Annotated in this window: 14 protein-coding genes; all 14 read left to right on the top strand. The window is 60.5% G+C overall.

Going from position 1 to position 12479, the window contains the following annotated elements; translation table 11 throughout:
• The 14 genes from ACI7M0_RS14175 (at position 1) to ACI7M0_RS14110 (ending at position 12478) form a co-directional block, all read left to right on the top strand.
• Positions 1 to 1185 carry a phage major capsid protein gene (locus ACI7M0_RS14175; RefSeq protein ID WP_108078277.1) on the top strand — a complete coding sequence of 395 codons (1185 nt, stop codon included), beginning with the start codon at positions 1 to 3 and terminating at the stop codon, positions 1183 to 1185.
• Positions 1186 to 1232: 47 nt separating this feature from the next.
• Entirely contained in the window at positions 1233 to 1766 is a 534-nt protein-coding gene (locus ACI7M0_RS14170) for a hypothetical protein (RefSeq protein WP_165366968.1), read from the top strand.
• Positions 1767 to 1769: 3 nt separating this feature from the next.
• Positions 1770 to 2111, top strand: coding sequence for a head-tail connector protein (locus tag ACI7M0_RS14165; RefSeq protein ID WP_129932787.1), 342 nt, complete (start codon positions 1770 to 1772; stop codon positions 2109 to 2111).
• On the top strand, positions 2108 to 2434 hold the full coding sequence (locus tag ACI7M0_RS14160; protein ID WP_088512190.1) for a phage head closure protein: 327 nt from the start codon (positions 2108 to 2110) through the stop codon (positions 2432 to 2434). Before ACI7M0_RS14165 ends, ACI7M0_RS14160 begins: the two co-directional genes overlap by 4 nt.
• Positions 2435 to 2442: 8 nt before the next feature.
• Positions 2443 to 2622: a hypothetical protein gene (locus ACI7M0_RS14155; RefSeq protein ID WP_129932788.1), complete on the top strand. Its 180-nt coding sequence runs from the start codon at positions 2443 to 2445 to the stop codon at positions 2620 to 2622.
• Between the two features lie 3 nt (positions 2623 to 2625).
• Positions 2626 to 3126, top strand: a complete 501-nt coding sequence (locus ACI7M0_RS14150; RefSeq protein WP_129932789.1) for an HK97 gp10 family phage protein — start codon at positions 2626 to 2628, stop codon at positions 3124 to 3126.
• Positions 3119 to 3505, top strand: a complete 387-nt coding sequence (locus ACI7M0_RS14145) for a DUF3168 domain-containing protein (protein ID WP_129932790.1) — start codon at positions 3119 to 3121, stop codon at positions 3503 to 3505. Before ACI7M0_RS14150 ends, ACI7M0_RS14145 begins: the two co-directional genes overlap by 8 nt.
• A 55-nt stretch (positions 3506 to 3560) precedes the next feature.
• Positions 3561 to 4064 (top strand): hypothetical protein, encoded by a 504-nt coding sequence (locus ACI7M0_RS14140; protein ID WP_129932791.1) that lies wholly within the window; start codon positions 3561 to 3563, stop codon positions 4062 to 4064.
• 40 nt (positions 4065 to 4104) lie between these two features.
• A complete protein-coding gene (locus ACI7M0_RS14135; RefSeq protein WP_129932792.1) occupies positions 4105 to 4434 on the top strand; it encodes a hypothetical protein in 330 nt (109 codons plus the stop codon).
• A 304-nt stretch (positions 4435 to 4738) separates the two neighbouring features.
• The gene (locus tag ACI7M0_RS14130) at positions 4739 to 5065 is read left to right on the top strand and encodes a hypothetical protein (RefSeq protein WP_129932793.1); all 327 of its coding nucleotides are present in this window, start codon (positions 4739 to 4741) and stop codon (positions 5063 to 5065) included.
• Between the two features lie 55 nt (positions 5066 to 5120).
• Positions 5121 to 8519: a phage tail tape measure protein gene (locus ACI7M0_RS14125; RefSeq protein WP_129932794.1), complete on the top strand. Its 3399-nt coding sequence runs from the start codon at positions 5121 to 5123 to the stop codon at positions 8517 to 8519.
• The gene (locus tag ACI7M0_RS14120) at positions 8516 to 9001 is read left to right on the top strand and encodes a DUF1833 family protein (protein ID WP_129932795.1); all 486 of its coding nucleotides are present in this window, start codon (positions 8516 to 8518) and stop codon (positions 8999 to 9001) included. The genes ACI7M0_RS14125 and ACI7M0_RS14120 overlap by 4 nt, the downstream gene beginning before the upstream one ends.
• Positions 9001 to 9402, top strand: a complete 402-nt coding sequence (locus ACI7M0_RS14115) for a hypothetical protein (RefSeq protein WP_129932796.1) — start codon at positions 9001 to 9003, stop codon at positions 9400 to 9402. The genes ACI7M0_RS14120 and ACI7M0_RS14115 overlap by 1 nt, the downstream gene beginning before the upstream one ends.
• The gene (locus ACI7M0_RS14110) at positions 9374 to 12478 is read left to right on the top strand and encodes a host specificity factor TipJ family phage tail protein (RefSeq protein WP_165366967.1); all 3105 of its coding nucleotides are present in this window, start codon (positions 9374 to 9376) and stop codon (positions 12476 to 12478) included. Before ACI7M0_RS14115 ends, ACI7M0_RS14110 begins: the two co-directional genes overlap by 29 nt.
• Position 12479: the final 1 nt, after the last annotated feature.

The following is a 12479-nucleotide window of genomic DNA, read 5'->3' as shown; positions in this document are numbered from 1 at the left end:
ATGGACTTTGAAGCCCAAGTCAAGGAACTCAACGCCAGCCTCAAGGGCATTGGCGATCAGATCAAAAGCCAGGCCGAGGCCACCGAGAAGCAAATCAAGGCCTCCGGTGAAATGAATACCGAAACCCGCGCCAAGGTCGATGAACTTCTTACCAAGCAGGGCGAGCTTCAGGCACGCCTGGGCGAGGCCGAGCAGAAGCTCGTGAACGCCAGTCGCGATCGCAATCATCAAGAAGAACCGCAGAAGTCAGTTGGCGCGCTCGTGATCGAAAGCGAAGAAATGAAGGACATGAATTCGTCTTTCCGCGGCTCTCGTCGTGTCTCTGTACCGCGGGCAGCTATCACAACCGCAACTGGCGGCGACCTGGTAGAGACTCAGCGCTTGCCGGGGATCATTGCTCCGCCGCAACGCCGACTGACCGTCCGCGACCTGGTCGCGCCGGGCACCACCGAATCGAACTCCATCGAGTACGTCCGTGAAACCGGCTTCACCAACAACGCCCGTACCGTAGCGGAGACAACGGCCAAGCCGTATTCCGACCTGACCTTTGGCTTGGCCACTGCGAATGTGCGGACCATCGCGCATTTGTTCAAAGCCAGCCGGCAGATGCTGGACGATGCCAAAGCCCTGCAGAGCTATATCGACGGTCGGGCACGGTACGGCCTCAACATGGCGGAAGAAGCTCAGTTGCTTTACGGCAACGGCACCGGCGTGAACCTGCAGGGCCTCATGACCGTTGCGCAACTGTACGCCGCCCCGGCTGGCGTAGCTGTGGTGGGCGAGCAGCGCATTGATCGCCTGCGCCTGGCGCTGCTGCAGGCCGAACTGGCCGAGTTCCCATCCGACGGCATCGTGCTCAACCCGATCGACTGGGCGGCCATTGAGCTGACCAAGGACGGGGAAGGCCGCTACATCATCGGCCAGCCTCAGGAAGGCACCAACCCGAAACTCTGGAATCGCCCTGTGGTTTCTACCCAGGCCATGACCCAAGACGACTTCCTCGTCGGCGCGTTCAAGCTCGGCGCGCAGATCTTCGACCGGATGGAAATCGAAGTGCTGATCTCGACCGAGAACAGCGACGACTTCGAGAAGAACATGGCGACGATCCGTGCTGAAGAGCGTCTGGCCTTCGCCATTTACCGCGAAGAGGCCTTCGTGACCGGCCAGCTGACCGGCACGCCTTAACTCTTCGTAATGTGGCGTCAGCAATGGCGCCCTATTGGAGTACTCCGATGGCACGTAAACAGGAAACACCCGCTACCCCGGTTGAGGCGAAAGACCCTGCCGAGGCAACTGAATCCAGCACCGGCCAGACTGAAGGCTCCGGCTCTTCTCCATCACCTAACGCTGCACTCACGCCAGAACAAGCTGAGGCGGGGGCTCCTGCAGCTGCTTTAGGTTCAGCGGAAGGCTCAGGCCAAGTGACACGAGAAGGACAAGCAACCGTGGGCTCTGGAGTGGATGTAATTGAGCCCGACCAGGGTGCCGGTGCTGATGTTTCCGTTAATGGCGCCGCGGCATCCGAAGGCGCGAGCCAAGTAGCTTCAGACTTAACTGATAGCGGCCTCGATACTGATCCGTTGGCCGAAGGCGATCAGGTTGCGGCAAACCTCAATCCAGCGACTCTTCAGATTTATCCGCTGCGGTCGTACATGGATGAAGGCGAGCTTCGCCGTCGCGGCGGTCCAGCGTACACGGTAGCCCGCCGCCACGCTCAGGATCTGGTGCAGCGGAAACTGGCATCACTTGAGCCGCTGAAGGAGTAGATGATGTCGGTCATCAGCATGTCCATCGCTCGGCATCATCTCCGCGACCCCGACGATGCTGACGAATACCTGGAGCTCCTGATCGAGGCGGCGGAAGGGCAGGCGAAGGACTATCTGAACCGCCGCTTTTATGCCGATCAGCAGGCGCTGGATGAGGCAATCGCTTCCGGCGAGGCTGGCGACTCTCCCATGGTTAGCAACAAGCAGATCAACGCTGCCTGTTTACTGATCCTCGGCCACCTTTACGCGAACCGTGAGGACGTTGTGATCGGGACCATTGCCACCGAGTTGCCGAAAGGCTCGGTGGCGCTCCTGACCCCTCACCGCATTGGGTGGGGCGTATGAGAGCCGGTCCGCTACGTCACCGTTTTCAGGTGACGTTCCCGCACGAGGAGCGCAACAAGTCCGGCGGCGCCACGGTGACGTGGCTGCCCGCTGCTCGCCCCGAAATGTGGGGAGAAATACGGACGCCCAGTGGTCGGGTAGCGCCTATTGCTGAAAAGCTTGAGGCCGTCGTATCTGCCGAGATCATCGCCAGGCCGCGCGCCGACATTGCTGCCGGCTGGCGAGTCACCCGGCGCGGGGTCACTTACAGGGTCGAGGCTGTATTGCCTGACAATGAGAACACACTGATGCGGCTACTGTGCTCATCGGTACCCAACCCATGAGGTCAATCATGAAAATCCAAGCATTGGGCCCGCTGACCGGTGCGTCTGGCGAGCGCGAGAAGGGCGAAATCTTTGACGTGAAGAAGGAATATGGCGAAGGCCTGATCGCCCGTGGCTACGCGGTGGAAATCAATGATCAGCGGGCCGCAACCGAAAAACCCGCGAAGGCCGCCCAGGCCAAGGAGTAGGCTATGGCGCGCCGGTCCAGCATTCGCGGCGATATCCGGCTGCGCCGAACGCTGCGCAATATTCATAAGACGATGGACAACGAACTTCAGCCAGCGATGCTGGAGGCGGCAAACCGGATCCTCGAGACGCAGCGGCAGCTCATGCCCAAGGACACCGGGGCAGCAGCAGCAGCGTTGACGGTGTACGTTTCGCCGAGTGGCCTGGACGCCCAGATCGGCATCCGTGGCAAGCGCACCAACAGGAAGTTCTACTACCTGCGCTTCATCGAGTACGGCACCAAGGGCTACCTCGGCGGGAAGCGCGCCGGGAATCGTAACCGCAAGGCCACCAACAAAAGCGACGGCACGCACTTTTTCGGCAAGTACCCTGACATCCCAGCCAGGCCCGCGCATCCGTGGCTTCGACCGTCGATGCAGGTCAACCGTGAGTACGTGATGGCAGACATCGAAGCGGCCGTTCGCCGCACGTTGCGCAAGGCAAGCCAGGGGGTAGGCAATGGCTGACCCATCACTAGCCCTGCAGGAGGCTATCTTTGCCAGGCTTCAGGCCGAGGTTAGTTGTCCGATCTATGACGGCGCCCCTCTGAACGCGGACATGCCGTACGTCTCCATTGACCGAGAGGTCTCGGTCAACAGCAGCCCAATCTCGGGCCGAAAGCGCGAAACGCGCCTGCTGTACCTGTCGGTCTGGTCCGATGCCTTTGGCCAGGCTGAGGTCAAGCGCATCAACGGCGAGGTTATCGCCGCCTTGGACGAGCGCCGCCTGCCTCTGGAAGTCGGTCGTGCCGTCTCCGTTCGAGTTGAGCAGGCCGACGCCCAGCGCGATGCCGACGGCATCACCTACCAGGGCTCGATTACCGTCCGTGTAATCACCACCCACTGACTCACCCACTGGCCGCGCTGCGGCTTCTATCCAACGTGGCTTTGGAGGATCACCCATGCCCGCAGAAGACAACCTCAATACAGCCGCTGGCTGCCGCCTGTTCATCGGCGGCAAGACCGGGGCAACCACCAAAACCGAGTTCGAGGCCGACACCTATGTGCGTGTTGGTGAAATCGAAGACCTCGGCGAGTTCGGCGACACCTTCAGCAGCGTGACCTTCACGTCGCTCGAGGACGGCCGTGTGCGCAAGTACAAGGGCACGGCTGACGCCGGCGACATGACCATGACCGTGGGCCTGGATAACGGTGATGCTGGCCAGAACGCCGTCAAAACCGCCCACAAGGATCGCAGCAAAGGTGATTACAACATCAAGGTCACCCTCAACGACGGCGACCCTGATGCTTCCCCGGCAATCAGCCCGACCACGTTCTATTACCGTGCGAAGGTCATGAACAACACCGTAGCCGCCGGCGCCGCTGACAACGTGGTGCGCCGCAACATCACCTTTGGCATCAACTCGGAAATCCTCGAGCTGCTGCCGGCCCCTGTCATCCCATAAACATCCGGGGCTTCGGCCCCGGCTTCACAGGACCTGATCCATGAACAACACGCTGCACGGTACCGTTACCGTCAACCTGGGTGACGAAGTTTTCACCCTTACCCCAACCCTGAAGGCTGTGCGGGCGATCGAGAGCCGCTTTGGCGGCCTGCGCGGTGCTTCCCAGGCGATCAACTCGCTCAGCGTCGACGGTTGCGCCGCCATCCTTGTGGCCGGTGCCGGCCTCGACGAGAAGGCTGCCAAGGCAGTGCCAGAGCAAGTCTGGCAGCACGGCGTTCTCGATGTGTCGACGCAGCTGAACGCCTACCTGGTCGCGTTGTACAACCCGTGCGGCAAAGACGCGGGAAACGAACAAGCCGGGACGGCGTAAGCGTCATTGAGGATGGGAGTTACGTCGACCGGCTGTACTCAATCGCGACTGGCTGGCTTGGTTGGCAGCCTGATGTGGCTTGGCGAACGCCGCTGCCTGAACTGTTCATGGCACTGGATGCCAGGCTCGAGTGGTCGCAGATGACCAACCCCTTCGGCAAAGGGAAAGCCCAAGGCCGCAAACAGAAGCCCAGCGCGTCAACAGTGGCAGAGAAGCTTCGTCAAGCCTTCACAGGAAGGAAAGCATAGGGGCCAGCGAGGCCAGAATCTTGGTATGGTTTCCGGCTCAACAAACGGAGCCCTTCATGATTAGGAAGATTACGCTTGCTGCTGCCCTTTCACTGCTTGTCTGTTCAGGGGCATTTGCTGCTGGAACAGCAGCTTCCAAGGCAGATCTGACTGCACTGAAAAGCGCAATGGAAGATAAACTGAAAGATGCAGAAAGTTCGAAGTTCAAAGATGTTCGCATTGCCAAGGATGGAACTACTTGCGGTCTTGTTAATGCTAAAAACTCATACGGAGCGTACTCGGGTTTCGAACCTTTCATTGCAATGAAACTTTCTACCGGAAAGTTTTTTGTACTGAGTATTGACGAAGCCGCTGGTCAAGTATGTTCTAGCAAAAATATCTAACTCTCTTTTTTACAGTTTAGGCTCGCCTTGTGCGGGCCTTTTTTTGGGATCGCATATGGCCGACCAACAAGTCCAGGGGATGCTGGTCCAGATTGAGGCGACCACTGCTCAGCTGCGTCGGGAGTTGGCCAATGCGGATCAGCTGGTCGCGCGGTCATCCCAGGCGATTGACCAGAGTCTGGCGAAGGTCGACTCAGCTTTTGATCGGGCCGGCGCAGCGGCGCAGCAGGCCGGCACTCTCATTCGTGGCGCATTTGCGGCGGTGGCCGGAGCCGGTCTGATCGGCGGAATCATCCAGCAAGTCGACGCCTATGGGCAGATGTCTGACAGGATGAAGGCTGCAGCTGGTAGCGCAAGCGAGTATCAGCTGGTTCAAGATCACTTGCTGCAAACTGCGCAGGAAACTTACCGGCCTCTGGCAGAAGCCCAAGAGCTTTATATCCGCACTGCGGAAGTTATGCGTAGCTTGGGCTTCAACACCCAGGAAACTTTGGATATCACCGACAGCTTCAGCTTTCTGCTGGTGACCAATGCAGCAGCTGCTGATAAAGCCGGTTCGGCGCTGGATGCGTATTCGAAGGCGCTGCAGACCGGCAAAGTCGAGGCGGATGGCTGGGTGTCCATTCAGGACGCCATGCCGACCATCGTCACTGCGATTGCCAGCGCCACCGGAAAGAGCGCCGAGGAGATCCGAAGGCTCGGTGTCGAAGGCAAACTGTCGCTCGATTACATCAATACCGGTCTGCTGCGCAATGTGGAGGTCAACCGCAAAGCTGCGGCCGAAATGTCCACCAGCGTTCAAGACGCCCTGATGAACATCAGCAACGCGATTGGTAGCTTCTTAGGGAAGATGGAGGAGCAGACCGGCGCTGTTGGCGGCCTATCCAAAGTACTCATTACTCTCGGTGAGAACGTTGATCTGATAGCTGTCGCAATTGGCGGTGCCGGTGTAGCCGCTCTCACTAACTACGCCGCCAAAACCTACTTGGCAGTGAAAGCAACACTTGCCCAGCGCGCCGCCCAAATACAAAGCGCTGAATCCGCTATCAGAGCTGCAGAAGCTCAGCGGATCTACGCGCAAGCACAAGTGTTACAAGCTGAAGCCTCAGTTGCTGCAGCTACTGGCTTGCAAAGACTTTCTCTGGTTCAGACCCAGCTAATCCCCAAGCAGGCCGCGCTCAAGTCGTCAACTGAAGCCCTTGCAATCGCGCAGGCGAATTTGGCGAGCACGACCATAAGGGGCGGGCTGATGGCGGTCCTTGGCGGGCCAATGGGTCTAGCCATGCTGGCGGGCACTGCGGCGGCAAGTTTCCTCCTGCTTCGCGACAATGCTGACCAGGCCGGTGCCAGTCTTGAGGATTTGCACAAACCTGTCTCGCAGCTTCGAGAGGAATTCCAGAAGCTGAACCAGGACCAGCGCGAAGCAGCCTTGGTCAAGTGGCAGCAGGAGCAGATCAAGGCCACGGATGAAATCAAGGACGCCTATGGCGAACTTGCCCAGGCCATCCGCTCTGCGACAGTGACAGCTCCTGCACGCGACTCGGGTGGTCAGTACAACAGGCAGCTGGCTGAATATCAGGGCGTCATCGACCGACTTAATGAGGCTCGATCCTCTGGTGCCGACCTTGCGCCCATCCTCAAGGAAGTAGGAGCCCGCCTGCAGCTGCCGGCTGCTACCGTTCAGGGCTGGATCACGCAGGCCGGCGCCGTCAGCGATGCTGACCAGCGTTCAGGGCTGATTGCCGAGACCTTGCGCGTCCTCACCGGGGTTACCAAGGAAAACACGGTAGCGACCGAAGCGAACAATGCCGCGAAGGCCGGCATGAGCAGCGCTGGTCAGACCTACCTGGAAACCCTGCAGAAACAGCTCGGCGGCCTGCAAGACAACAACGACGCGATCAAGATCGCAAACCGCTACATCGCAGAGAATGCGGACCTCACCGAGACAGATAGGCAGGCGATCCTGTCGGCAGCCAACGCCATCGAGGCGCAGAAGAAGGCCAACGACAAGGCCAACAAGGCCAAGCGAGAAGGCGAGTCCAAGTCAGAACAGGCTGCCAAAAAGCAGCTGAAAGACTTCGAGACAGCTGAGGAAGGCTACAAGCGTCAGATCGAGCTGATCAACACCACGGGCGACAAGCAGAAGGACGCAACCGAGGTCGCCAAGCTGTCCTTTGAGCTGCAGGAGGGCAAGCTCGGCAACCTGTCGAAGGTCCAGCAGAAACGGCTGCTTGAGCTGGCTGCTGAACTGGATGCGCTGAACAAAATCAAGAAGGCCAACGAGGACGACTTGAAACTCAGCGCCTTCAGGGCGGCCCAGAAGGCCGGGACTCAGACGGCTGCGAACGGATATGCCCAGGAGTTGGCCGGCATCGGCATGGGCGACAAGGCCCGCGACCGCATGCGCGCTGACCTGGCGCTGCGCCAGAAGTACGTGGAAGACCTCCAGACCCTGAATGAGCAGCGAAACACCGGGCAGCTTGCCCCTGAGCTGTATGCCAGCGAAACACAGGTGCTTCAGGATGAGCTCGGCAAACGGCTCCAAGCGCAGCAGGACTTCTACGCGGCGGTAGATGAGCAGCAATCCAACTGGATGAACGGGGTGCATGAGGCCTGGGCAAACTTCGCTGACGATGCGCAGAACTACTCCGCCCAGGCAGCAGATGCCACCACGAACATCTTGGGAAGTGCTCGAAGCGAACTGAGCACCTTCATGACTGATGTTGCTACAGAGACTGAAAGTGCTGGTGATGCTCTGGGCAACATGCTCAGCGGCTTTGCTGAATCGGTGCTCAATGCGCTGGCGGACATGGCCGCGCAGTGGCTCATTTACCAAGGGGTTCAGCTGCTCGTTGGCAAGACCACCCAGGCCAGCGCTGCGGGAATGATGGCGGCGAATGCCCAGGCGACAGCGCTGCAGGCCGGCCTGGCTGCATTTGCCTCGACTGCGGCAATTCCAATCGTTGGCCCGGCTCTGGCACCAGGTGCAATGGCCACAGCGCTCACTATCGCCAACCCGCTGGCTTCGGCCGTGGGCATGACCGCGATGTCGGGTGTGGGCTTCATGGATGGCGGCTACACGGGACACGGACGCAAGGATGAGGTCGCCGGCCCGGTGCACCGCGGCGAGTACGTGTTCGATGCCGAGGCTACCGCGCGCATTGGAGTAGGCACGCTGGAAGCCATCAGCGACGGTCGTGCCGCCTTCGTTGGTGGGCCGGGCAGTTCTTCGGCGGCCACTGCCGATTCAGTGCCCTCGACCAGCCCGGCGCCGGTTCAGCCTGCGCCTCAGGTCAACCTGTATGAGGATGCCAGTCGCGCAGGGCAAGTTCAGATGTCAACGGGTCCGGATGGTCGTCAGATCCTTGATATCTGCGTGGCAAACATCCGGCAAGGCGGCGTGCTGGCCAAGGCCTATGAGCAAACCTATGGGGCAAAAAGGGTAGGGCGATGACCGCGATTGCAACGCTGTATGCCTCTGGCGGCAAGGCGTGGATCATTCCGACCCTTGAGCTTCGCTGTCCAGCCTGGCCGGCGCCGATCTACCTCTGTGCTGGCTTCGACGATGTGTTGGCCACCCTCGAGACAGGGGCCAAGGTGAAGTTCACCGCCGCAGCGTTCGATGCAGCGCTGCCCAAGCGCGACGACAGTGGTAGCCAGACGCTGACCTTTGCCATCGACAACGTCACCGGCGTAGCGCAGCAGCTGATCGATCAGGCGCTGGAGGCCCGGCAGAAGATCACTCTGGTGTTCCGGATCTTCCTGTCATCCGACCTGTCCGCACCTGCAGAGAAGCCGTACCGGATGACGGTGCTCAGCGGGTTCATGGAAGGGGCCAGCGTGCAACTGCAGGCTGGCTACTCCGACTACATCAATTTGGCCTGGCCAAGGCGCAAGTACACCTTGAGTTTCGCCCCCTGCCTTAGGTACGTGTGATGTTTGACAGCTACTTGGCCGCCACCTACGAGGATGGCGGGCGCGGCCCTGCGCGCTTCGATTGCTGGGGGATGGCCAGAGCAGTGCGTCATGAGGTGTACGGCCTGAGGCTGCTACCGAGCTGGGGTTATGTCCGGAACACCATGCCGATGGAGTTCACCCGAGCGGTCAACCATGAAGCCGCTGGCATGGAGCGCTGCGAGCCGGAGGTCGGCGCTATCGCCTGCGTCTGGCGGGGCGATATCTGCATCCACGTTGCGCTGATCGTTGAGGCCGAAGGCCGGCTGCATGGCCTGGAGATGAAGCCCAGCGGGGCGACCATCAAGCCGCTTCGGCGATTTCAAGACCAGTACCTGAAAGTGAGTTATCACCGTGATCGAGTTCTACCCGAGCAAGCTTGAGGGCTCCCCCCTGGAGCGCCACAGAACCGACAAGGTGATGACGATCGAGGGGTGGCTGCAGCGCAACGTGCCAGGGTACGCGCCGCGCTCGGCACCGCCCATCAGCATCGAGGTGAACGGGGTTTTCATTTCACCTGACCATTGGGGCAAGGTCGAGTTTTCTCCGATGGACACGGTCCGCATCTACCCAGAGCCCAAGGGCACAGGCCTTGAGGTGGCTGTGTGGGCGGTGGTGGCGGCCGTGGTGGCAGTCGGCGTCATAATGCTCACCCAGAAGCCGCTGGCCACCCCGACGAACAAGTCGCAAAAGGGGCAAAGCCTCAACCTGGCGAAGACCACCGGCAACCAGGTGAAGGTGGGGGACATAATCCGGGAGGTCGCCGGCCGCACGCGAATCTTCCCTGACTACCTAGTGCCCCCTCGGCACTACTTCGTTAACGAAACGGAGCAGTGGGTGGAGATGCTGCTGTGCGTAGGCGTGGGTGAGTTTGAGATCAACCCGACTGACGTGAAGATCGGCGACACCCCGATCGCATCGCTCGGTAGCACCGCGCGATACCGGATCTACGGCCCGGGCGAGTCGTTGGCTGATGAGCCGGCTCGGCTGTGGTGGCACAACTCCACCGAGGTTGGGTCAACCAGCACCGGCGGGGCAGGGCTCACGCTCACGACCACCACCACCGTGTCACAGCAGTTTACGGGCGAATCGGTGCTGGTTGCAGACCATGTGCTGACCGTTCCAGAGGGCGCTGGCTGGTTCCCCCTCGGTTGGGACAGCGGAATGATCGCTCGCATCGAGGTGCCGTACCCGTACACATATACCGGTCCGGTTGATGGGCGCGCAACCGTGGTCAGCGGCCCGCATCTGCCCATGCTAAAGCCGTTTGTTGGAATGCGTATCGAGATATCGGGCGCCAATGCTGGCGAGTACGTGGTGGCCAGCTATACGCCAGAGGTGCCAGGCACGCCGGAAGTGCCTGGTAGCGCCTCGATGGTAACCGGCAGCGCAGCGCCTACGCGCTTCGACTTCAATGTGACGCCGCTGAGCTTTACGGTTTCTCGGGGAGCCAGCGATTTCCCCGTTGCTCTCACCACTGCCACCACCGACCTCGCCGGCCTGGTGTCTGCAGTGAACGCCGCTTTGGCAGGCACGCCGTTAGTGGCCAGTGCATCGAGCGGGTGTTTGCGGATTGCTGAGCAGGCCGCGCCGTTCACTGGTACCGGCCTGACCATCACCGGTGTAGTCGTCGACATCCTGGGTGCGAGCCCCGTGTTTGCGACGGGCGTGAAGTCTGAGGCCGCAACGGATGGTCAAGATGCCTCGATGACCATGGCGTATGACGGCGGCGCTCCAGCTGTAGGCCTGCAGACCGGTGAACTGCTTTCATCGATCGGCTATCGCGACATGCGTTACCGGATCACGGAAGTTTCTGATGATTCCGTCGAAGATGACAGCGAGACCCCGGAAGACGAGAGCCATGGGCCTTCAGCGATCACAGTCGTCCGCCTGACCGACACCGGTTCGGTTGACGATGAGTGGGATGGGTTCGACGCTATCCAGAGCAATGGCGTGAGCGCCGTGCTGGACGGGTCAACCACTGAAGGCGACTGGGCGGGGTCGTTCGTGGTCTGCCCGGAGGGCGAGACTGTACGCCGGGTGGAGCTGGACTTCTTCTTCCCGAGCGGCCTGATCCGCTACACCGAGAAGAACGGCAACCAGCGTCAGGTCAGCGTGAAGGTCGAGGCGCAATACCGCGATACCAACACGGCAGGTGACTGGACCTCCGTTTTCTGGACCTTCACTGCAACCCGTCGAGATCAGATCGCTTTCACCCGAGCGGTAACCTTCCCGACCTACATGCGCGGGGAAATGCGGGTCCGCAGAATCGGTGAAGAGTCCACTGCCAATACTAAGCAGGACCGTGTGCAGTGGTATGGCATGCGCGCCAGAATAGACAAGGCGCCGCTGCGCTATCCCGGCGTGACGGTGATCGCGGTCTATGCCCGGGGCGGTACCAAGCTGTCAGCACAGTCCGAGAGTCAGGTATCAGTGATTGGCACGCGGAAGCTGCCGGTGCTGGTCGATGGCACCTGGTCGGCGCCGACAGCTACCAGGGGCATCGCACCCTGGGTTCACTACGTCGCGGAGGATGCCGGCGCCACTGACGACGATCTGGATATCGAAGAGTTCGTGCGCCACGCCGCTACTTGGCAAAGTCGGGGGGACTACTTCGACTTCGCAGTAGAGGAGGCAGGCACGGTCAAGGACGCCCTGAACGATGCGTTGAAGGCCGGGTTTGCGAAGTTCACGCTTGAGCGCGGACGGATCACGCCCGTGCGCGATGAGCTGCGCACCCAGATCGGCAAGATGTACACGCCGCAGAACATGACCAGTTCCCTGAAGCGCGCGTTCACACTGCCGGCACCGGATGACTACGACGGGGTGCTTATCAAGTACCGGGACGGGAACACCTGGGCGGAAGAAACGGTGAAGTGCAAGCTGGACGGTGACGCATTCATCAGAGTCGAGGAAATCACGCTCGATGGCGTCACTGACCGCGACCGAGCCTGGCGGTATGGCATGCGGCAGCGCCGGGCGCAGGTCTACCAGACCAAAAGCTACAGCTGGAGCACCGAGCTCTCGGCGCTCAATAGCGGTTACCTCAGCTATGACGCTGTGGCAGATGACATTCCGGGGTACGCCCAGTCCGCGGTAATGGTTGATTGTTCCCATGGAGAGGGCCCGGTTATCGTAGAAAGCAGCGAGCCGTTCACTTGGGAGGCCGGGAAGACCCATGTGCTTGCAGTTCGCAGGCCTGATGGTTCTGTCAGCGGGCCATGGGCTGCAGCGCGCCTGGACGACTACAGAGTAATCATCCCGACGATTGATTTCGAACCGGATCTTTCCCTGGAGATTGAGCCGCCGCACTTGCTGTTCGGCGTCTCGAACAGGTGGTGCTACCCGGTCCTCATCACATCCATCGAGCCGGGTGACTACTCGGCGGATATGGAGGCGGTCAACTACGACGCGCGTGTCTACGCGGATGACGACAATTTTGCACCTGAGGATGCTTGAG

The sequence above is a fragment of the Pseudomonas sp. 10(2024) genome (assembly GCF_045164175.1).
Classification (GTDB): domain Bacteria; phylum Pseudomonadota; class Gammaproteobacteria; order Pseudomonadales; family Pseudomonadaceae; genus Aquipseudomonas; species Aquipseudomonas alloputida.
Note: the sequence above shows the minus strand (reverse complement) of the source record. Positions and strands in the feature narration are given on the sequence as shown.

Coding starts and splice junctions, on each gene's coding strand:
- ACI7M0_RS14150 (WP_129932789.1), top strand. CDS start 2,626: ATGGCGCGCCGGTCCAGCATTCGCGGCGATATCCGGCTGCGCCGAACG.
- ACI7M0_RS14135 (WP_129932792.1), top strand. CDS start 4,105: ATGAACAACACGCTGCACGGTACCGTTACCGTCAACCTGGGTGACGAA.
- ACI7M0_RS14170 (WP_165366968.1), top strand. CDS start 1,233: ATGGCACGTAAACAGGAAACACCCGCTACCCCGGTTGAGGCGAAAGAC.
- ACI7M0_RS14120 (WP_129932795.1), top strand. CDS start 8,516: ATGACCGCGATTGCAACGCTGTATGCCTCTGGCGGCAAGGCGTGGATC.
- ACI7M0_RS14155 (WP_129932788.1), top strand. CDS start 2,443: ATGAAAATCCAAGCATTGGGCCCGCTGACCGGTGCGTCTGGCGAGCGC.
- ACI7M0_RS14175 (WP_108078277.1), top strand. CDS start 1: ATGGACTTTGAAGCCCAAGTCAAGGAACTCAACGCCAGCCTCAAGGGC.
- ACI7M0_RS14145 (WP_129932790.1), top strand. CDS start 3,119: ATGGCTGACCCATCACTAGCCCTGCAGGAGGCTATCTTTGCCAGGCTT.
- ACI7M0_RS14140 (WP_129932791.1), top strand. CDS start 3,561: ATGCCCGCAGAAGACAACCTCAATACAGCCGCTGGCTGCCGCCTGTTC.
- ACI7M0_RS14160 (WP_088512190.1), top strand. CDS start 2,108: ATGAGAGCCGGTCCGCTACGTCACCGTTTTCAGGTGACGTTCCCGCAC.
- ACI7M0_RS14130 (WP_129932793.1), top strand. CDS start 4,739: ATGATTAGGAAGATTACGCTTGCTGCTGCCCTTTCACTGCTTGTCTGT.
- ACI7M0_RS14125 (WP_129932794.1), top strand. CDS start 5,121: ATGGCCGACCAACAAGTCCAGGGGATGCTGGTCCAGATTGAGGCGACC.
- ACI7M0_RS14115 (WP_129932796.1), top strand. CDS start 9,001: ATGTTTGACAGCTACTTGGCCGCCACCTACGAGGATGGCGGGCGCGGC.
- ACI7M0_RS14165 (WP_129932787.1), top strand. CDS start 1,770: ATGTCGGTCATCAGCATGTCCATCGCTCGGCATCATCTCCGCGACCCC.